This is a genomic window from Auraticoccus cholistanensis, from assembly GCF_009742705.1.
GTDB lineage: Bacteria > Actinomycetota > Actinomycetes > Propionibacteriales > Propionibacteriaceae > Auraticoccus > Auraticoccus cholistanensis.
Genome location: NZ_WPCU01000004.1, coordinates 36,790 through 55,799, shown reverse-complemented (window position 1 = coordinate 55,799; position 19,010 = coordinate 36,790). Strand labels below are relative to the sequence as shown.

General features: G+C 74.4%; 21 protein-coding genes. 10 read left to right on the top strand and 11 right to left on the bottom strand.

Annotated elements, in window-relative coordinates:
* A partial coding sequence (locus tag GC722_RS17525) for a Gfo/Idh/MocA family protein (RefSeq protein ID WP_197429722.1) occupies nt 1–640 on the bottom strand: 640 nt, incomplete at its 3' end.
* Nucleotides 641–725: 85 nt separating this feature from the next.
* On the opposite strand from GC722_RS17525, the gene GC722_RS02860 reads away from it, so the two are divergent.
* Nucleotides 726–1,898: an AraC family transcriptional regulator gene (locus GC722_RS02860; protein ID WP_156607832.1), complete on the top strand. Its 1,173-nt coding sequence runs from the start codon at nt 726–728 to the stop codon at nt 1,896–1,898.
* A 111-nt stretch (nt 1,899–2,009) separates the two neighbouring features.
* Here GC722_RS02860 and GC722_RS02855 read toward each other — a convergent pair whose 3' ends face one another.
* From GC722_RS02855 to GC722_RS02845, 3 genes are read right to left on the bottom strand one after another with little or no spacing between them, the layout of a single operon-like run.
* Entirely contained in the window at nt 2,010–2,807 is a 798-nt protein-coding gene (locus GC722_RS02855) for an anti-sigma factor (protein WP_156607830.1), read from the bottom strand.
* Nucleotides 2,804–3,415, bottom strand: coding sequence for an ECF RNA polymerase sigma factor SigK (gene sigK, locus GC722_RS02850; RefSeq protein WP_156607828.1), 612 nt, complete (start codon nt 3,413–3,415; stop codon nt 2,804–2,806). Before sigK ends, GC722_RS02855 begins: the two co-directional genes overlap by 4 nt.
* A 48-nt stretch (nt 3,416–3,463) precedes the next feature.
* The gene (locus GC722_RS02845; protein WP_156607826.1) at nt 3,464–4,123 is read right to left on the bottom strand and encodes a fasciclin domain-containing protein; all 660 of its coding nucleotides are present in this window, start codon (nt 4,121–4,123) and stop codon (nt 3,464–3,466) included.
* Between the two features lie 201 nt (nt 4,124–4,324).
* Between GC722_RS02845 and GC722_RS02840 the strand changes: the two genes are divergently transcribed.
* Nucleotides 4,325–4,876, top strand: a complete 552-nt coding sequence (locus GC722_RS02840) for an SRPBCC family protein (protein WP_156607824.1) — start codon at nt 4,325–4,327, stop codon at nt 4,874–4,876.
* An 81-nt stretch (nt 4,877–4,957) separates the two neighbouring features.
* Here the strand turns inward: GC722_RS02840 and GC722_RS02835 are convergent, their stop codons facing one another.
* Together GC722_RS02835 and GC722_RS18800 are read right to left on the bottom strand one after the other, a co-directional pair.
* The gene (locus GC722_RS02835) at nt 4,958–6,517 is read right to left on the bottom strand and encodes a molybdopterin-dependent oxidoreductase (RefSeq protein WP_156607822.1); all 1,560 of its coding nucleotides are present in this window, start codon (nt 6,515–6,517) and stop codon (nt 4,958–4,960) included.
* A gap of 49 nt (nt 6,518–6,566) precedes the next feature.
* Nucleotides 6,567–6,701: a hypothetical protein gene (locus GC722_RS18800; protein ID WP_269449706.1), complete on the bottom strand. Its 135-nt coding sequence runs from the start codon at nt 6,699–6,701 to the stop codon at nt 6,567–6,569.
* Between the two features lie 157 nt (nt 6,702–6,858).
* Here GC722_RS18800 and GC722_RS02830 point away from each other — a divergent pair, with 157 nt between their 5' ends.
* Entirely contained in the window at nt 6,859–7,227 is a 369-nt protein-coding gene (locus tag GC722_RS02830; protein WP_156607820.1) for a VOC family protein, read from the top strand.
* Nucleotides 7,228–7,231: 4 nt separating this feature from the next.
* Here GC722_RS02830 and GC722_RS02825 read toward each other — a convergent pair whose 3' ends face one another.
* A complete protein-coding gene (locus GC722_RS02825) occupies nt 7,232–9,439 on the bottom strand; it encodes an esterase-like activity of phytase family protein (protein WP_156607818.1) in 2,208 nt (735 codons plus the stop codon).
* A gap of 235 nt (nt 9,440–9,674) precedes the next feature.
* Between GC722_RS02825 and trxB the strand changes: the two genes are divergently transcribed.
* The 3 genes from trxB to GC722_RS02810 are packed head-to-tail and all read left to right on the top strand — an operon-like array spanning nt 9,675 to nt 11,676.
* Entirely contained in the window at nt 9,675–10,682 is a 1,008-nt protein-coding gene (trxB, locus tag GC722_RS02820) for a thioredoxin-disulfide reductase (protein WP_231747379.1), read from the top strand.
* Nucleotides 10,683–10,732: 50 nt separating this feature from the next.
* Nucleotides 10,733–11,056, top strand: a complete 324-nt coding sequence (locus tag GC722_RS02815; RefSeq protein ID WP_331714334.1) for a thioredoxin family protein — start codon at nt 10,733–10,735, stop codon at nt 11,054–11,056.
* Nucleotides 11,053–11,676, top strand: a complete 624-nt coding sequence (locus GC722_RS02810) for a hypothetical protein (RefSeq protein ID WP_156607814.1) — start codon at nt 11,053–11,055, stop codon at nt 11,674–11,676. Before GC722_RS02815 ends, GC722_RS02810 begins: the two co-directional genes overlap by 4 nt.
* 200 nt (nt 11,677–11,876) lie before the next feature.
* On the opposite strand, the gene GC722_RS02805 is transcribed toward GC722_RS02810, so the two are convergent.
* Nucleotides 11,877–12,548, bottom strand: coding sequence for a hypothetical protein (locus GC722_RS02805; protein ID WP_156607812.1), 672 nt, complete (start codon nt 12,546–12,548; stop codon nt 11,877–11,879).
* A complete protein-coding gene (locus GC722_RS02800; RefSeq protein ID WP_156607810.1) occupies nt 12,545–12,703 on the bottom strand; it encodes a hypothetical protein in 159 nt (52 codons plus the stop codon). The genes GC722_RS02805 and GC722_RS02800 overlap by 4 nt, the downstream gene beginning before the upstream one ends.
* A 42-nt stretch (nt 12,704–12,745) precedes the next feature.
* On the opposite strand from GC722_RS02800, the gene GC722_RS02795 reads away from it, so the two are divergent.
* From GC722_RS02795 to GC722_RS02780, 4 genes are all read left to right on the top strand, one after another.
* Nucleotides 12,746–14,122, top strand: coding sequence for an aminotransferase-like domain-containing protein (locus GC722_RS02795; RefSeq protein WP_156607809.1), 1,377 nt, complete (start codon nt 12,746–12,748; stop codon nt 14,120–14,122).
* Nucleotides 14,123–14,188: 66 nt separating this feature from the next.
* The gene (locus tag GC722_RS02790; protein WP_156607807.1) at nt 14,189–15,139 is read left to right on the top strand and encodes a D-alanine--D-alanine ligase family protein; all 951 of its coding nucleotides are present in this window, start codon (nt 14,189–14,191) and stop codon (nt 15,137–15,139) included.
* 4 nt (nt 15,140–15,143) lie between these two features.
* Nucleotides 15,144–15,917, top strand: a complete 774-nt coding sequence (locus GC722_RS02785; RefSeq protein WP_156607805.1) for an SURF1 family protein — start codon at nt 15,144–15,146, stop codon at nt 15,915–15,917.
* On the top strand, nt 15,914–16,594 hold the full coding sequence (locus GC722_RS02780) for a potassium channel family protein (RefSeq protein WP_331714333.1): 681 nt from the start codon (nt 15,914–15,916) through the stop codon (nt 16,592–16,594). The genes GC722_RS02785 and GC722_RS02780 overlap by 4 nt, the downstream gene beginning before the upstream one ends.
* Before the next feature lie 56 nt (nt 16,595–16,650).
* Here GC722_RS02780 and GC722_RS02775 read toward each other — a convergent pair whose 3' ends face one another.
* Nucleotides 16,651–17,988, bottom strand: coding sequence for an enolase C-terminal domain-like protein (locus GC722_RS02775; RefSeq protein WP_331714332.1), 1,338 nt, complete (start codon nt 17,986–17,988; stop codon nt 16,651–16,653).
* Nucleotides 17,985–18,911: a 5-dehydro-4-deoxyglucarate dehydratase gene (gene kdgD, locus GC722_RS02770; protein WP_331714331.1), complete on the bottom strand. Its 927-nt coding sequence runs from the start codon at nt 18,909–18,911 to the stop codon at nt 17,985–17,987. The genes GC722_RS02775 and kdgD overlap by 4 nt, the downstream gene beginning before the upstream one ends.
* Nucleotides 18,912–19,010 lie beyond the last annotated feature (99 nt).

The window sequence follows — 19,010 nt, the reverse complement described above, 5'->3', positions numbered from 1 at the left end:
CGACCGCGAACGGGGAACCGTAGCGTGAGGTGAGCTCGTCGGAGATCCGCCCCGAGCCCAGGCAGACGACGCTCTCGGCGAGCGAGCCGGCGAGGGAGAGGACGGGGCTCACGGCGTGGGTGGCGTAGTGCATCGGGGGGAGGCCCTCCCAGTAGCCGGGCCATCCCGTCATGTCCTGGTGGTGGGCGCCGCGCAGGAACTGGATCCGGCCGATGGTGCCGTCGTCCACGAGCGACCGCACGTGGAGGAACTCCCGGGAGTACACGACGGTCTCCATCATCATGTAGTTGCGCCCCGACGCCCTCGCCGCCGCCACGACAGCCTGGATCTCCTGCAGCGTCGTGGCCATCGGCACGGTGCAGGCCACGTGCTTGCCCGCCTCGAGCGCGGCGATGGACTGCGCCGCGTGGTCGGGGATGGGGGTGTTGATGTGGACGGCGTCGATGTCGGGATCGCGGAGCAGCTGACCGATGTCGGTGTACTGCCGTGGGACCCCGAACCTGCTCGCCGTCTCCCTCAGTGCCGCGGGTGTCCGCTGGCAGACCGCCAGCAGCTCGGCGTCGGGGTGGGCCTGGTAGATCGGGATGAACTCGGCGCCGAAGCCGAGCCCGACGATCCCCACCCGGACCTGTTTCGTCATCAGTGACCTCCTCGTCACCCCGAATCTAGGGAGACGACCACCGAGTCACCATGCGCTATCTCGCACGACTCCTAAGGTATCTGGCATGGCCCTCACGCCGGTCCGACGCCAGGTGGCCCTCCTGGTGGAGACGTCGAACGCCTACGCCCGCGGCCTCCTCGGAGGGGTCCGCGCGTACGTGCGGACGCGGCCGGGCTGGTCCCTCTACCTCGCCGAGCACAGCCGGCACGAGACGGACTTCTCCTGGCTGGACGGGTGGCAGGGGCACGGCCTCATCGCGCGCATCGAGACGGCCGAGACAGCTGCCCTCGTCCGCCGGCTCGGGCTGCCGACCGTCGACCTGTCCGCGGCCCGTCTGGTGCCGGAGCTGCCGGGCGTCGAGACGGACGACGACGCGATCGCACGTCTTGCCGTGGAGCACTTCGCCGAGCGCGGTCTGCATGAGTTCGCGTTCTGCGGTGACGAGCGGTTCGAGTGGTCGAGGACCCGCGGGGAGCGCTTCACCCACCACGTGGCCGCACGGGGCGGTCGGGCCCGCACCTTCGCGATGCAGCGATCCGGCATGCGGTCGAGGGATCGCCAGCGGCTGGCCCGGTGGTTGGAGGAGCTGCCGAAACCGGTGGGGGTCCTGGCCTGCTACGACATCGCCGGGCAGGAGATCCTCGAGGCCTGCACCGCCGCCGGCATCCCTGTCCCCGACGCGGTGGCCGTGCTCGGTGTCGACAACGACGAGCTGATCGGCACGCTGACCTCCCCGCCCCTGTCGAGCATCGAACCCGACACCACACGCACCGGTCACCTGGCCGCGGAGATGCTCGACCGGATGCTCCAGGGCGAGGTGCTGGAACCCGGGCTGCGTCTGATCCCGCCGCTGCGGGTGGTGGCGCGTCAGTCCTCGGAGATCCTGTCGGTGGACGACCCGCAGGTGGCGGAGGCGCTGCGCTTCGTCCGCGACCACGCCCATGCCGACGTGGGCGTCGCCCAGGTGCTGCGACACGTCGGGTCCTCCCGACGGGCGCTGGACATGCGGTTCGTGCGCCTGCTGGGACGCACGGTCCACGCCGAGATCACGAGGGTGCGGATAGAGCGGGTGGCAGAGCTGCTCTCCACCACCGATCTGACGCTGCCCCAGATCGCGGAGCGTCTCGACTTCGCCAGCAGCGAGTACATGAGCATGGCGTTCAAGCGCAGCAAGGGCAAGGCGCCGGGTCGCTACCGCAGGGACGTGAGGGGGACGATCCGCCCCGGCGACGCGTAGTCCACGGCTGTGGAGCAGCGCCTCCGCCACGCCTCGGTGACCCGACCGGCACCCCACCGACCGTGTGCGGGCGGCGGCGGGCCGGGAGGTCCCCCGGCGCCGCCGGCCCCGTCAGACCTGCGCGAACCCGAACGGCTCGGTGGTCGGCGTCTGCGACCCCGGCGCGTCCTCGACCGTGATGGCCAGCGCCTCGGTGTCGCGGACGGCGCCGAACACCACCCGGACCTGCTCACCGCCGGTGAAGGTGTCCCCGGGACGGACCGTCCCCGGCTCCGGTGCGCCTGTCTCGTCCACGTGCATCGTCCACAGCTGGTACACCTTGCCGGGTTCGGTCTCCGGCAGCCGTTCGGCGGCGAAGACCGCCCGGTCCTGCTCGCGCGAGACCGTGTAGGCGGCCCGCGAGCCGTCGGGCAGCTGCACCGGCACCACGGTGGCGTCCGGGGCGGTCAGCACCTCGGTCACCAGCTGCTCCTGGGCGGTCACCTCGGCCACGCGCTGCTGCAGCGAGACGGCCCAGCCGCCCAGGGCCAGGGCCACCACCACGGCGGCGGCCGCGAGCCCGGTCAGCAGCCGGGTGAGCCGCGCCTGGCGCCGTCGGGCCAGCTCGTCGTCCGGCACGGCCGCGGCGGCGTCCGGTGCGGCCTCGACCACGTCCCCGCCACGGCCCTGCTCCGGCAGCGGCGGCAGCGGACGGACCTGGCCGATCGCGGCCAGCACCGACGCCCGCAGCTCGGGCGGCGGAGCGGTCTCGGTGAGCACCGACAGCCGTGCGGTGGTCTCGGCGAACTCGGCCACCTCCCGGCGGCAGCGGGCGCAGCCGGCCAGGTGGGCCTCGAAGGCGTCGCGCTCGGCCGGCTCGAGGGCGTCGGCCACGTAGGCGCCCACGTCGACGTGCACGTCCTCGCTCACGATCCCACCCCCAGTGCGTCTCTCAGGCCGATCAGGCCGTCTCGGATCCTCGTCTTCACCGTGCCCAGCGGCAGCTGCAGCAGCCCCGCCACCTCGGTGTGGGTGTAGCCCCCGTAGTAGGCCAGCGTCAACGCCTCGCGCTGGATCCTCGTCAGCGAGCCCAGCCCCTCGCGCACCAGCTGCTCGTCCACGTGCTGCTCCACCCCGCTCCAGACCTCGTCGACGTCGCGCTCACCGCGCTGGGCCGACCAGGTCTGCTCGCGCTGGTGCGAGCTCTGCACCGAGCGCACCCGGTCCACGGCCCGGCGGTGCGCCATCGTGCAGATCCAGGCCAGCACGCTCCCCCGGGACGGGTCGAAGCGGGCCGACGTGCGCCAGACCTCGACGAAGATCTCCTGCGTCACCTCGGCGGCGTGGTCGGGGTTGCGGAGCACCCGCAGGGCGATGCCGTGGACCCGGGCGGCGGTGTGGTCGTACAGCGACGCGAACGCCGCCTCGTCGCCCCGCGCGGAGGCGGCCAGCAGCTGCTGGAGCTGCTCGTCGAGCCCGGGGGCAGACCCCGGTGAGGACGGGCTCGAGGCACCGGTCTCCCCCCGGGATCTGCGCATGGGCACCACGTTGTCATGCCCGCTGGCTTCCTGCACGGCCGGCACCGCTCAGCTGGCGGGGAGCAGGACCTGGTCGAGCAGGTACACGGTGGCGTTGGCGGTCTGCACGTTGCCGCAGACGACCATCGCCTCGCCGTTGACGGTGAACTGCTCACCGCTGCCCTCGACCGTCACCGGCTGCTCCGGGTTGAGCGTCTCGTGCTCGCCGGCGAGGTCCTCCGGCGACAGCCGCTCGGCGACCACGTGGGCGGTCAGCACGTCGGTCAGCAGGCCGTCGGGGTCGGCCATCGCGGCCTCGAGGGTCTTCTCGTCCACGTCGGCGAAGGCGTCGTCGGTGGGGGCGAAGACCGTGATGGCCTCCTGGCTGTTCAGGGTGTCGACCAGGTCCGCCTCCGTCACCGCGGCGACCAGGGTGGTCAGCAGCGGGTTGTTGCTGGCGGCGGTGGCCACCGGGTCGTCGGCCATGCCGTCCACCGACCCCTCGCCCTCGGTCGGGACGTCAGCGCAGGCGGCGCCGAAGGGCGAGCCGGTGGCCGTGCCGCTCGGGGAGGCGGAGGCGCTGCTCATCGGCGTGCTCATCGGGCTGCTGGCCTCCGAGGACGCCTCGGGCGCGGCCATCTGGTTGGTGCTGCCGCACGCCGCGACGGCCAGCGGGAGCAGGAGCGCGGCGCCGAGCGCGGCGGTGCGGACGCGGTGGGTGTGGGACATGGGAGGTCTCCTGGGTCGGTCGGCCCGGCCGTGCCGGGGGAGGTCCTCGGGAGCCTCCACCTCTGTTTCGGTGCCGTCGCCGCCGCGGATGGGTGCGGGCCGGTGGCGACGCCCGGGCGGGTGCGGTGGTTCACCCCGGGGGGACTGGGTAGCCCACCGGAGGGCGGCGGTCGTCGCCCGCAGCGATGCGTAGGAGGCAGCATGAGCCAGGTGCAGGAGTCCGTGGACGTCGAGGTGCCGGTCCGGGTCGCCTACGACCAGTGGACCCAGTTCGAGAGCTTCCCGGAGTTCATGGACGGCGTCGAGTCCATCACCCAGATCAGCGAGACCCGCAACCACTGGGTGACCAAGGTCGGCGGCGTCCAGCGCGAGTTCGAGACCGAGATCACCGAGCAGCACCCCGACGAGCGGGTCGCGTGGACGAGCGTGGGCGGTGACGTGAAGCAGGCCGGTGTGGTGACCTTCCACCGGCTCAGCGACACCAGCTGCCGGGTGACGGTGCAGATCGACTGGGAGCCGCAGGGCGTGACCGAGAAGATCGGCGCCGCGGTCGGCGTCGACGACCGCCAGGTGAAGGCCGACACCAAGCGGTTCAAGGCCTTCATCGAGTCCCGCGGGGCCGAGACCGGCGCCTGGCGCGGTGACGTGCCGGCCGGCGGCGGTGCCGCCACGGGTGGGACGGCGGCCGGCACGGTGGACGCGCCCGGCCCGCACGACGAGGGCGAGGCGCAGAACCCCAGCGGCGCCATCTGAGCGACCACGGGCGGGCGGCGGTGACCTGAGGTCGCCGCCGCCCTTCGTCTGCTCGGCCCGTCGCGCTGGGCCCGTGTCTGCTCAGCCCGTGACGGTGAACCGGATGGTGTGCCAGCCGGTCGCCCCGGCGGGGAACACGGGGCGTCGCGACTCCGGCTGGGTCTCCCCGGTCCGGTCGGTGGCGCGCACCTCGGCCGTGTGCCGGCCGGGCGGGCCGTCGTAGACGTAGCTCCACTGCCGCCAGGTGTCGGTGCTGGCCTCGGCGGCCAGGGTGGTCTCCTGCCACGGGCCGCCGTCGACGCGGATCTCCACCTTGTCGATGCCGCGGTGCTGGGCCCAGGCCACCCCGGCGAGCACCGGCCGGTCCGCCGGCAGCGTGCCCAGCGAGACGGGGACGTCGATGCGGGCCTGGGTGAGGATCGGTCCTTGCTCGGCCCAGCCGCGGTGGGTCCAGTAGGCGGTCTGCGCGGCGAAGCGGGTCACCTCCAGCCGGGACAGCCACTTGGTGGCCGACACGTAGCCGAACAGCCCGGGCACCACCATGCGGGCCGGGAAGCCGTTCTTGTCGGGCAGCACCTGGCCGTTCATGCCCACCGCCACCATGGCGTCGCGGCCGTCGGTCACCGCAGCCAGCGGGGTGGAGGCGGTGTAGCCGCCGTCGAGGGAGTGCGACAGCAGCATGTCGGCGCCGGGCCGGATTCCGACCCGGGACAGCAGGTCGCCCAGCGGGACGCCGAGCCAGCGGGCGGTGCCGACGTAGGGCCCGCCGACCTCGTTGGAGACGCAGGTCAGCGTGATGTCGCGCTCGATCATCGGCAGCGCGAGCAGCTCGGCGTAGCTGAGGGTCAGCGGACGCTCGACCTCGCCGTCCACGGTGAGCGTCCAGCCCTCGGCCTGGTGGCGGGGCACGACCAGGGCGATGTCGATGCGGTAGAAGTCCTCGGTCGGGGTGGTGAACGGGGTGCTGCCCGGGACCTGCACCGCCGCGGGCAGCGGCGGCGCCGGGGAGGCGGGCCGGGGCAGGCTGATCATGCGACGGGCGGCGTCCCCCGCCCGCGCCAGCTGGCTGAGCAGGGTGCCGCCGCCGGCGGCCAGGGCCACGACGACCGCGCTGCCGCCGACCGCGGCCAGCACCCGCCGGCGTCCCGGTCCCACCGGGTCTCCGCCCGGGTCGGGGCGTGGGGTGGTGGCCCGCACCAGCAGCGGCAGCGCGACGAGGCCCGTCAGGACCGCCAGCAGGGAGGGCACCGCCCCGGGAGCGCCGAGCTCGGGCCGGGTGAGGGCGACGACCGCGCCCACCGCGCCGATGGCGAGGATCCCCAGGTTGGCCAGCCGCGGGCGGCGCCAGGCCTGCAGGCCGAGCACGGCGCCCAGCAGCAGGGTCGCCGCCACCACACCGCCGACCAGGACGGGCTTGTCGGCCGTCCCCAGCAGCGCGACCACCACGGTCTTGACCGGGGTGGGGGCGGCGTCGACCAGCTGGGAGCCGACGACCACGGCCGGGGAGCTGCCGGCACCGCTGACCACGCTGGCCAGGTGACCCACCGCCAGGGCCAGCGCCGCGCTGCACAGACCCACCGCCGCGCGGACGGCGCGACGCGGCTGGACCGGGGTGGCCGGCGTCGTGGCGCTGCTGCTCATGCCCGGGAGTTCGGAGCCGGGCCGGTCACGGATGGGTCCGCCGATGCGCTCAGCGCCGCGGCGCGGGCTCGGTGGCCGCCGCCCACAGCTCCGCCTCCGCGGCGGCCCGGGCGCTCTGGCGGCGGACGACCACGGTCAGCAGACCCACGGCGGCGATCACGGCGACGATCAGGGGTGCCTTCATGGCTCGAGCCTAGGCCTCCCGACCACCGCCCGCCCGATCCTGTCGGAGTTGCTCCGCCGCACCCGCTCACGAACCGGTTCCCGGGTCTCGACGCCGGCGCACCGCGGCGCGAGACTGGGGCCCTCCCCCACCACCGTGCTCGTCGAGGAGGAGCGTCATGGCCCACGGAGACATCACCCACATCGACATCCCGGTCACCGACATGGACCGGGCCCGGACGTTCTACGCCGACCTGTTCGGCTGGCAGATCGCCGAGCTGCCCGGGTTCGAGGGCTACCCGATGTGGCAAGCCCCCAACAAGATCAGCGGCGGCGGGCTCGCCCCGCGGTCGGAGGACTTCAGCCAGCCCCGCTCCTACGTCGAGGTCGACTCGATCGAGGACGTGCTGGCCCGCGCGGTCGACCGGGGCGCCACCGTGGTGATGGACCGGTCCCCGATCACCGACACCAGCTGGTGGGCGGTGCTGCGCGACCCCGACGGCAACCTGATCGGGCTCTACGAGGGCACCACCGACACGTCGCAGTAGCGGCTCACCGGGCGCCGGCGACCGCGGCCACGGCCACGTCCGGGTTGTCGCTGAACACCTGGTCCATGCCGGCGTCGAGGAACACCCGCACCTCCGCGGCCATGTCGCCGTCGGCGGCCGGGTCCGCGGAGCTGTCGAGCTCGGCCGGCAGGTACTCGTTCTCCACCCGGAAGCTCCAGCCCACCACCGTCAGCCCGGCGCGGTGGGCGTCCTCCACCACGGCGGTGGGCTGGCCGAGGGTGCCGTCGGGCTGCCGCGGGATCATCACGTCCTTGCACAGCGCCACCGAGTCGGCGTAGGTGGCGATCTCGCGCAGGCCGTCCGGGCTCACCAGGTCGCGGTAGGTGCGCCCGTCGCCGGCCTGCGCCAGGTCCTGCGGCGCTCCCGAGCAGCCGACCAGCTGCGCGAGCCCGACGGGTGCCCGTCGCGCCAGCTCTCGCAGGTTGGCCGTCTCGAAGCTCTGCACCACCACGGGTGCGTCCTCGGTGTCCAGCCCGGCGGCGGCCAGCTCGGCCAGCAGCGGCTCCTCCAGCGACAGCCCGATGGAGTCGAAGTAGCTGGGGTGCTTGGTCTCCGGCGCCACCCCGACCGGCTCGCCGGCGCAGGTGCGTGAGTGCCGGGCCAGGTCGAGCACCTCGGCCAGCGTGGGCACCGGGTACAGACCGTCGAAGCGGGTGTTCTCCGGGCGGATGTCGGGGACCCGCTCCACCGCGCGCAGGGTGCGCAGCTCGGCCAGCGTGAAGTCCTCGGTGAACCAGCCCGTGACCCGCCTGCCGTCGATGGTGCGGGTGGTGCGGCGGTCGGCGAACTCCGGACGGGAGGCCACATCGGTGGTGCCGCTGATCTCGTTCTCGTGACGGGCGACCAGCACGCCGTCGCGGGTGGGGACGACGTCGGGCTCGATCACGTCGGCGCACTGGCGGATGGCCAGCGCGTACGCGGCCAGGGTGTGCTCCGGCCGCTGCCCGCTGGCGCCGCGGTGCGCCAGCACCGGCACCCGGTTCAGCGTCTGCCACCGCTCGGCGTCCGGGTCGAGGCGCAGCAGCTCGAGGTCGCCCGGGGTGCCCGGCCTCCCCGCGATCTCGGCCTCGGCCTCGGCGGCGGCGCCGGCCACGGCCAGCTGCCCGTCCGGCAGCACGGCGAAGGTCTCCGCCGTCCGCGGACCGGCGGGCTGGTCAGGGGCGCCCGCCGCCCCGGTGCCGGCAGTGCCGTCGGGGTCGTCGACGGCCAGCAGGTCCGCGTGCAGCTCCTTGGCCAGCACCCCCGACTCCTCGGTGCGGCCCAGGTCGACGGTGTAGAGGCGTCGGGTGACGGCCGCCGCGCCCTCGAGGTCGTCGCGCTCGAGCACCAGCAGCTGCCCCGATCCGGTCATCTGGGCGTCGGCGACCCGGTTCGCGTCGGTGTCGACCCGGTAGGTCCAGGTGCGGTCGGTGAAGGCACCGGTGCGGGTGTCGAGCTCGGCGACCAGGCGCCGGCGCGGGTCCTCCTCCCCCGCCGGCGCGGCCGCGAGCACGGGGTACAGGTGGTGCCCGTCGGGCGAGGCCGCCACCGCCTCGAAGCCGCCGTCCGGCGCGGTCCCCGCACCCTCGTCCTCCCGCCCGGCCTGCTGCGGGGAGGAGCCGGGCGGGAAGCGCACGGGTGGCTGCAGCACCCGGCCGTCGGCGTCGACGTGCAGCAGGGACGGGCGACGCGCGTCGCCGAGCCAGAACGAGCCGTCCGGGGCGCGCTGCACCGCGCCGACGTCGAGGTCCGCCCCGGTGAGCCTGCGGGCCGGCGTGCCGTCCACCAGCGCGGAGCCTAGATGGCGGTCGGGGTCGCTGAGCCGGACGTGGCCGAGCACCTCCAGGGCGCCCGGCGCGCCCCCGCCGCCCCAGTCCACGCGCACGTGGTCGATCCGCAGCTCGACGTCCTCGGCGTCTCCGCCCTCCCTCCCGCTGTCCGGCAGCACCCGCAGCGTGCCGTCGGGCTCGGCCACCGCGCCGGAGAGGCCGGGCAGCTGCCCTTCGGGTGGTACCGGCCCGAGACGGTCCGCGGGGAGGGTGGCACGACCGGTCAGCCGGGGGCCGGTGACCGTGACGGTCCCGGGTCCGGTGCCCGCGCCCGGTCCCGCCGCGGGGGCGTCCCGCAGCGCCAGCGGCAGCGCGGCCACCCCGGCGACGAGGCCGGTCACGAGGGCGCCGGCCAGGACGAGACGACGGGACGACGGGCGCATGGGGCTCCTCCGGGCGGGGGTGGGACCCGCCCATGCAAGGCCGTCCGGCGCACACCAGGACCGTTCCCGGTTGGCCGGACGGTGAGGCCCCGGTGAACATCCGGGGACGCCCCCGCGGCGGAATAGCCGCGCGTCCCGGACGGTTCAGGGAAGTCGTGGGTAGGGTGGGCCGCGCTCCGGCAGCAGGCCCCCGAGCCCGCCCGACAGCACCATGCAGACGAGGGACAAGGTGGAGATGAGCAGCCCGCAGGACAGCACCAGCGCCAACGACCAGGTCCGTGACGTCATCATCGTCGGCAGCGGACCCGCCGGGTACACCGCCGCCGTCTACGCCGCCCGGGCCGACCTCAAGCCGCTCGTCTTCGAGGGCTCGGTCACCGCCGGCGGTGCGCTGATGAACACCACCGAGGTCGAGAACTTCCCCGGCTTCCCGCAGGGCGTGATGGGCCCCGACCTGATGCAGCAGATGCGCGACCAGGCCGAGCGGTTCGGCGCCGAGCTGGTCACCGACGACGTGGTCTCGCTCGAGCTCACCGCGCCGGTCAAGACCGTCACCGACTCGATGGGCAACACCTACCGGGCCAAGGCGGTCATCCTGGCCACCGGCTCCGGCTACCGGAAGCTGGGGATCAGCGACGAGGACCGGCTCTCCGGTCGTGGCGTGTCCTGGTGCGCCACCTGCGACGGCTTCTTCTTCCGCGACAAGGACATCGCGGTGGTCGGCGGTGGCGACTCCGCGGTGGAGGAGGCGACCTTCCTGACCCGGTTCGCCCGCTCGGTCACCCTGGTGCACCGTCGCGACGAGCTGCGCGCCAGCAAGATCATGGCCGCCCGCGCCCACAACGACCCGAAGATCCGCTTCGCCTGGAACTCCCAGGTCACCGCGATCTCCGGCCAGGACGCGCTGGAGTCGGTCACCCTGACCGACACGGTCACCGGCGAGAGCCGCCAGCTGGACGTGCAGGGCCTGTTCATCGCCATCGGCCACGACCCGCGCTCGGAGCTGCTGACCGGCCAGGTCGACCTGGACGCCGAGGGGTACGTGCTGACCCAGCCCGGCAGCACCCGGACCAACCTGCACGGCGTGTTCGCCTGCGGCGACCTCGTCGACCACACCTACCGGCAGGCCATCACCGCCGCCGGCAGCGGGTGCGCCGCCGCCCTGGACGCCGAGCGCTTCCTGGCCGAGCTGGCCGACGAGGCGCTCGAGGTCGCCGAGCTGGCCCGCGCCACCTCGGTCTGAGCCGCACCACGCCCGGCCCGCCGGGCCGGGGACGCAACGAGGAGGAGCCCGTGCCCGAGGTCGTGGAGGTCAGCGACACCACCTTCGAGGAGGTGGTGCTCCGGTCCGAGCGCCCCGTCCTGGTCGACTACTGGGCCGACTGGTGCGCCCCGTGCCGCCAGATCGCGCCGGTGATCGCCGAGCTGGCCGCCGAGCACGGCGACAAGGTGACCTTCGCCACCCTGGACACCAGCGCCAACCCGTTGACGCCGGCCGAGCGGCAGGTGCTCGGGCTGCCCACGTTGCAGGTGTACGTCGGCGGGGAGCTGGTCAAGCAGCTCCAGGGGGCGAAGACCAAGGCCCAGCTGCTGCGGACCCTGCAGGAGTACCTGTGAGCCAGCAGCAGGGACCGGAGCAGCAGGGACCGGGGCAGCCCGCCTGGGGACCCGTCGCCGGCCCGCCCGGGGCGCAGCCGGACGGGCCCCAGCCGCCCGACGGTCCGCGGCCGGGCGGCTCCACGACCGGGGCCAAGCCGCTGCTGGTCGGCGGTGGCGCGCTGGTGCTGGTGCTGGTGGTCGTCCTGGTGGTCGCCTACCTCACCGCCCAGGCCGGGCCCTCGGGCCAGCCGACCACCGCCCCGAGCGCCCCGCCGCCACCGCTGGAGCTCCCGCTCACCGCCGGCGACCTCAGCCGCGACCCCAACCAGCCCGACGAGGACACCGGCATCGACACCGACATCGAGACGGTCTCGGCCACCTACGCCCGCGCCGCCGAGCCCACCGTGGTGGTGATCGCCGGACGGCCGCTCAGCGACCCGGCCGCCATGCTGGACCTTGTGGAGGCCGAGGCCGTCCGCCCCATCGAGGACGGGCTGTGCGGACGCTACCCCTCGGGCTACGACGTGTGCGCGGTGGTGCGCGGCAGCACCGCCCTGCTCGGCGTCGGCATCGCCGGCCAGCCGGTGCAGGACCTGCTCGACGACACCCAGACCGTGGCGGCCGCGCTGCCGCAGTGAGACCGGCCGCCAGCCGCTCCGACGACGGCTGCGCAGCGGTGGCGACGAGAACGAAGAGCTCACGGGAAATCTGCCCAACGCTGTGGACTTTTTGATCGGCGGCGACGCAGACTGGGGCTGCGGGCAGCGTGCTGCTCGCACGCGAGGCCCCGGTTCTGGTGCTTATCCCCCGAGAGCACCGGGCCGGGGCCCTCGTGTTCCTAGGACCGGGACGTGCCTTGGCCTCGCGCCTCGGCGGGCTGGAGGAAGCCCCGTACCTCGGCGGGCGGGTTGCGCCGGGCGTCCACGAAGCCGATCGGCTCCGGTGGCGGCGGGGTGCTGACCAGCTGGGTGAGCCGCTGCCAGGCACCCTGCAGCACCGGCTGACCACGCACCGTCCGGTCCAGCCCCAGCCGCATGGTCGGGTGCACCGCGTGCTGCACCACCACGACGAAGCCGCGGCTGGCCAGCAGCGCGACCGGCGGGACGGCGCAGTCGCCCGCCCACCGGTGACCGGTGGCCTGCAGCCCGGCGACGTGGCTGCGCAACAGCCGTGCCGCGGCCCCCTCCAGCAGCTGCCGGGCGACGGCGTCGGAGGAGCGGGCCTCGCCGTCGACCGTGCTCACCGGGTGCAGCCGCAGCAGCCGGGCCTCCCCCGGCTGCAGCGTCCCGTCCAGGTCGCGGAGCGGGGTCAGCACCAGCTGGCCCAGCAGGCGCCCGTCCGCCACCGCGCTCACCCCGCACCAGCCCCAGGTGTCCAGGGCGGCGCGGACGTCGGGGTGGGTCGGTGACAGCGGCGGGCAGGCGGGGCAGCCGTCGAGCTGGGCCAGGTCGGCGGGCGTCAGGGTCCGTAGCCGGGCCCCCCGGCGGGGTCGCGCCGCGCCCCACCTCATCGTGCGCGCGGGGGTCGTGGTCGGGCCAGCCCGGCCAGGAAGCCGAGCGCCAGGGCGGTCACCGCGCCGGCGGCCGCCCACAGCCCCCAGCGCCGCACCCGCGCACCCGGTCGCGGCTGGTCCTGGCCGGCGAGCCGGCGACGCGCGGCACTCATGGCGACATCGTAGTCCGGGTTCGACGCGGCGGCGGGCATAGCATGGCGATCGTGACGGAGCCCGACCAGACCCCCGACCCGGCGGCGTCGGCAGGCCGGGGGGTGGCCCCCGCGGCCCGCCGCGACACCCGGCTCGACACCTGGGCCGGCCGCTACGCCTCCCGCACCCACGGCATGACCGCCTCCGCGGTGCGGTCGCTGTTCGAGGTGGCGAACCGCCCGGAGGTGGTCTCGCTGGCCGGTGGCATGCCCAACATCGCCGACCTGCCGCTGGACGTCATCGCCGACAACCTGGCCTCGATGGTGTTCAAGGAGGGGCCGCGCGCCATGCAGTACGGCTCCGGGCAGGGCGAGCCGGTGCTGCGCGAGCAGATCACCGAGGTGATGCGGCTCGAGGGCATCCACGCCCACCGCGACGACGTGACGCTGACCGTCGGCTCGCAGCAGGGCCTGGACCTGGTGACGCGGCTGTTCTGCGACCCGGGCGACGTGATCCTGGCCGAGGCGCCCTCCTACGTCGGGGCGCTGGGCACCTTCCGCTCTTACCAGACCGACGTCGTGCACGTCGGGATGGACGACGACGGCCTCTCCCCGGAGGCGCTGCGGGAGGCCCTGGTGGCCCTGCGGTCGGCCGGGCGGACGGTGAAGTTCCTGTACACGATCCCCAACTTCCAGAACCCGGCGGGCGTGACGCAGCCGCTGGAGCGCCGTGCCGAGCTGCTGCGGGTCGCCCGCGAGTTCGGCCTGCTGGTGGTCGAGGACAACCCCTACGGCCTGCTCACCTTCTCCGGGGAGCCGATCCCCGCGATGCGCTCCCTCGACGCCGACAACGTCATCTACCTCGGCAGCTTCTCCAAGACCTTCTCCCCCGGGGTCCGGGTCGGCTGGGTGCTGGCCCCGCACGCCGTCCGCGAGAAGCTGGTGCTGGCCCAGGAGTCGGCGACCCTGTGCCCCCCGGTGTTCAGCCAGTACGTGGTCTCGACCTACCTGGCCACCTGCGACTGGCGCGGCCAGATCGCCAGCTTCCGCGACATGTACCGGACCCGGCGCGACGCGATGCTGGCCGGGCTGGCCGAGCACATGCCCGCCGGCACCACCTGGACCCACCCCGAGGGCGGCTTCTTCGTCTGGGTGACCCTGCCCGAGGGGCTGGACTCGCAGGCCATGCTGCCGCGGGCGATCACCTCCCGGGTGGCCTACGTGCCCGGCCCGGCCTTCTTCGCCGACGGCTTCGGCGCCCGCAACATGCGGGTCTCCTACTGCTACCCGCCGCCGGAGCGCATCCGGGAGGGGACCCGCCGCCTCGGCGAGGTGCTGCAGCACGAGCTGTCGCTGCACGAGACCTTCGGGCTCGACCCGCGGCACGACGACCCCCCGCGCGGCGGCATCACCCGGGGTCCCGGCGCCAACCAGAGCTGACGCCCGCACCACCGACCACCACCACCGCCCACCCCGGACCGAGGCGGTGGCACCAGGAAGGACACCATGGCCGACTCCGTGATCGTGCTCTCGGGGGGTCTCTCCCACGAACGCGACGTCTCGCTGCGCTCCGGGCAGCGGGTGACCCGGGCCCTGCAGGAGCTCGGTGTCGACGTCCTCGAGCACGACGTCGACTCCCACCTCATCACGCTGCTCCGCGAGCACCCCGACTCGGTCGTGGTGCCGCTGCTGCACGGCGAGGCGGGTGAGGACGGCTCGCTGCGCGAGGTGCTCGACCTGCTGGAGGTGCCCTACGTGGGCTCCACCGGCGCGGCCTGCCGGGTCGCCTTCGACAAGTCGATCGCCACCCGGGTGGTCGCCGAGGCCGGCATCCGGACCCCCGTGCAGGTGGCGCTGCCGCACGAGATCTTCCGCGAGCTGGGCGCCGCCGCGCTGGTCCGCGCGCTGGGTCAGCGGATCGGCTTCCCGATGATGGTCAAGCCCTCCCGCAGCGGCTCGGCGCTGGGCTGCACCCGCGTCGACGAGCCCGGGCAGCTGCCCGGGGCGATGGTGGCCGCCTACGCCTACGGCAGCGTGGCGGTGGTCGAGCAGTTCGTCGAGGGCACCGAGGTCGCGGTCGGGGTGGTCGAGCGTGGCGACGGCCCGCAGGCCCTGCCGGCGGTGGAGATCCGCCCCGAGTCCGGCACCTACGACTACGCCGCCCGCTACACCGCCGGCGAGACCCGCTTCCTGTGCCCGGCCGAGATCGACCCCGCCACCGCCGCGGCCGCCGCCGAGATGGCGCTGCGCGTCCACGAGGTGCTCGGGCTGGCCCACCTGTCGCGGACCGACATCATGATCGACCGCAGCGGCACCCCCGTCTTCCTGGAGACCAACGTGGCACCCGGGCTGACCGCCACCTCCACCGTCCCGATCGCGCTGGAGTCGGCCGGTCTGGGGATCGGCGAGGTGCTGCTGGAGCTGGTCGCGCTGGCCCGCCGCCGGCACCGGGAGTGACGCCGTGCTGCTGACCCGGCTCAAGCAGCTCGCGGTGCTGGTGGTCGCCCTGGCCGCCGCCGCGGGCATGGTCCGGCTCGGCTGGTGGCAGCTCGACGTCTACCGCCAGCAGGCGCAGGGCTACGCGCTGCAGCGGGCGGCCGAGCCGGCGCGCCCGCTCACCGAGGTGGCCCCGGCCGGGACGCTGCCCGAGGACGGCTACGGCCGCACCGTCACCTTCGCCGGACGCTTCGTGCCCGAGGACCAGTTCCTGCTGCCCGTCCCCGACGCCCCCGGCCGCTACCGGGTGCTGACCGCCCTGAAGCAGGCCGACGGCAGCACCGTCCCGGTGGTCCGCGGGGTGGCCGAGCTGCCCGGCGCCGACCCCGAGCCGCCCGCCCCGCCGGCGGGTGAGCAGCAGCTGTCGGGGATCCTGCTCGCCTCCGAGGCCGCCGTGGACTCGCCCCCGCTGCCTCCCGGCCAGCTGGCGTCGGTGCGGCTGCCGGAGGTGGCCCAGCACTGGGCCCCGCCGCTGGTCAACGGCGTGGTCACCCTGGACGCGGCCGGCGCCGGGGCGCAGGGGCTGCAGCAGGCGGCGGTGACCCTGCCCGAGGGCGAGGGCGAGCTGCGCAACGGCGGCTACGCCGTGCAGTGGTGGGTCTTCGCCGCGTTCGGGCTGCTGATGGCCGTCTTCATCGTCCGCGACATCGGCCGGCGGGACGCGGCCGGCGAGCCGGGCGCGCCGGAGTCCACCGGGCACCCGGACGGGACCGGGCCGCGCTCTACGCTCGGCGTGTGACGCCCCGCCGCATCCTCGCCCGCTACCCCTGCGCCGTCCTGATGGTGGTGCAGCTGGCCAGCATCCTGGTCTACCCCTTCCTGGACAACCGGAGCCTGGGGCGCACCCTGTTCTCGGTGGTGAGCGTGGCCGCGGTCGCGCTGGCGGTCTACGCGGTCCGGGCCACCCCGGCGCTGACCTGGGTCTCGCTCACCCTCGGCGCCCCGCTGCTGGTGCTGACGGCCGTCGAGGCGGTCCACCCGGTGCCGTGGGCGGTGCTCGCCTCGGCGGTGGTGCACGCGCTGTTCTACGGCTACACCTGCTACGCGATGATCCGCTACATGTTCGCCGACGACCACGCGACCGTGGACGAGGTGTGGGCCACCGGCGCGGCCTTCACCGTGCTGGCCTGGGCCTTCACCTACGCCTACTCGGCGGTGCAGATCGTCTGGCCCGGCTCCTTCACCGCCGGCGTCGACCCCGAGCAGCCGCGGTCCTGGATGGAGCTGCTGTTCCTCTCGGTCACCACGCTGACCAGCACGGGCCTGTCCGACATCGTGCCGCTGCGGGCGCACGCCCGCTCGGTCGTGATGCTGGAGCAGATCGCGGGCATGCTCTACCTCGCCCTGGTGGTGGCCCGGATCGGGGCCCTGCTGGCCCGTCGGCAGCGCCCGCCCGGCGGGCCGTCGGTGAGCTGAGCGACCAGGCAACCTCTCAGCGCACCAGACAGGCGTTCAGCGCACCAGACAGCAGTTCAGCGCACCAGACAGGGACGCTTGGGGTCGAACGTCCACCCCGGCACCAGGTGCTGCATCGCCACCGAGTCGTCGCGCGCCCCCAGCCCGTGCTCCAGGTACAGCTCGTGGGCCTCGGCGAGCCGGTCGGGGTCCAGCTCGACGCCCAGCCCCGGACCGGTGGGGACCTCGACGGCACCACCGCGGATGGTGAGCGGCTCCTTGGTGAGCCCCTGGCCGTCCTGCCAGATCCAGTGGGTGTCGAGCGCGGTGATGCGCCCGGGGGCGGCAGCACCGACGTGGGTGAACATCGCCAGCGAGACGTCGAAGTGGTTGTTGGAGTGCGAGCCCCAGGTCAGCCCGAACTCGTGGCACAGCTGCGCCACCCGGACGGAGCCGGCCATCGTCCAGAAGTGCGGGTCGGCCAGCGGGATGTCCACCGCGTCGGTGCGGACCGCGTGGGCCATCTGCCGCCAGTCGGTGGCGACCATGTTGGTGGCGGTGCGCAGCCCGGTGGCCCGCTTGAACTCCGCCATCACCTCCCGGCCGGAGTAGCCGCCCTCGGCGCCGCACGGGTCCTCGGCGTAGGCGAGGACGTCGCCGAGGCCGGTGCACAGCCGGATGGCGTCGGCCAGCAGCCAGCCGCCGTTGGGGTCCAGGGTGATCCGGGCCTGCGGGAAGCGGGCGGCCAGCGCGGTGACGGCGGCGATCTCCTCCTCGCCGGTGTGCACCCCGCCCTTGAGCTTGAAGTCGGTGAACCCGTAGCGCTGCTGCGCCGCCTCGGCCAGCGCGACCACCGCCTCGGGCGTCATCGCCTCCTCGCGGCGCAGCTGGGTCCAGCGGTCCGCCGCCCCGTCGATGGTGTCGCCGCGCCGGTAGGGCAGGTCGGTGCGGTCGGGGTCGCCGACGTAGAACAGGTAGCCCAGCATCGGCACCGAGCTGCGCTGCTGGCCCTCGCCCAGCAGCTCGGCCACCGGCACCCCCTGCTCCTGGCCGGCCAGGTCCAGCAGCGCGCACTCCAGGGCGGTCACCGCGTGCACGGTGGTGCGCAGGTCGAAGGTCTGCAGCCCGCGCCCGCCGGCGTCGAGGTCGGCGTAGGTGGCGGCCACCAGGCGCAGCAGCGAGCGGTAGCGAGCCACCGGCTGGCCGACCAGCAGCGGCTCGGCCCCGGCGATGGTGCGGGCGATGGCCTCCCCGCCGGGCACCTCGCCCACCCCGGTGCGTCCCTCGGAGTCGGTGACGATCGCGATGTTGCGGGTGAAGAAGGGGCCGTGCGCGCCGCTGAGGTTCAGCAGCATCGAGTCGTGGCCGGCGACCGGGACGACCTGGACGGCCGCGATGGTGGGGGCCACGCTCACGCCGCCACCACCTGGGTGCGGGCGACGAGCTGCTCCAGCTCGGCGTACTCGGCCTCGGCCAGGTCGGTCAGCGGGGGCCGGACGGGACCGGCGGGGCGTCCCACCACCCGGAGGCCGGCCTTGACGATGGACACCGCGTAGCCGCGGCCGCGGTCGCGGATGCGGGTGTAGGGGATCACGAACTCGTTGAGCCGGCGGTAGACCTCGGCCTGGTCCTGGCGGCGGACCGCGTCGTAGAAGTCGAGGGCGAACTGGGGCAGGAAGTTGAACAGCGCCGAGGAGTAGGTGCTGACCCCCAGCTGCAGCAGCGGGAGGGCGAACACCTCCGCCGTCGGCAGCCCGCCGATGTAGACCAGCCGGTCCCCCATCCGCGCGTAGGTGCGGGTCATCTCCTCGATGCTGCCGATGCCGTCCTTGAAGCCGACCAGGTTGGGGTTGCGCTCGCAGGCCACCTCGACCGCCTCGTCGAGCAGCACGGCGTTGGCGCGGCTGTAGTAGACGACGCCGAGGGAGGTGGCGCGGCAGACGGCCGAGACGTGCTCGACCAGACCGGCCTGCCCGGCCTCGGTCAGGTAGGGCGGGAGCAGCAGGATGCCGCTGGCGCCGGCCTCCTCGGCCGCGCGGGCCTGCGCCACCGCGTTGGCGGTGGAGCCGGTGGCCGGGGCCAGCACGGGCACCCGGCCCCGCACCCCGGCGACGGCGGCCCGCACCACCTGGTCGGCCTCGGGCGCGGTGAGCGAGAACCCCTCGCCGGTGCCGCCCGCGGCGAACAGCGCGGCCACCGGGTAGTCCGACTGCCACTCCAGGTGGGCCCGGTAGGCCGGCTCGTCGAAGGCCAGGTCGTCGGTGAAGTGCGTCACCGGGAAGGACAGCAGGCCGCTGCCGAGGGCGGCGGCGAGCTCGGAGGGGGTCAGAGCGGGCACGGCAGGCATCCTTGTCTCGCGAGGGCGCGCGGCGGGTCCGGGAGCGCGCACTGCCACCGTAGGCACGACGGCGATACCCGTCCAACACTCCTACCGCAT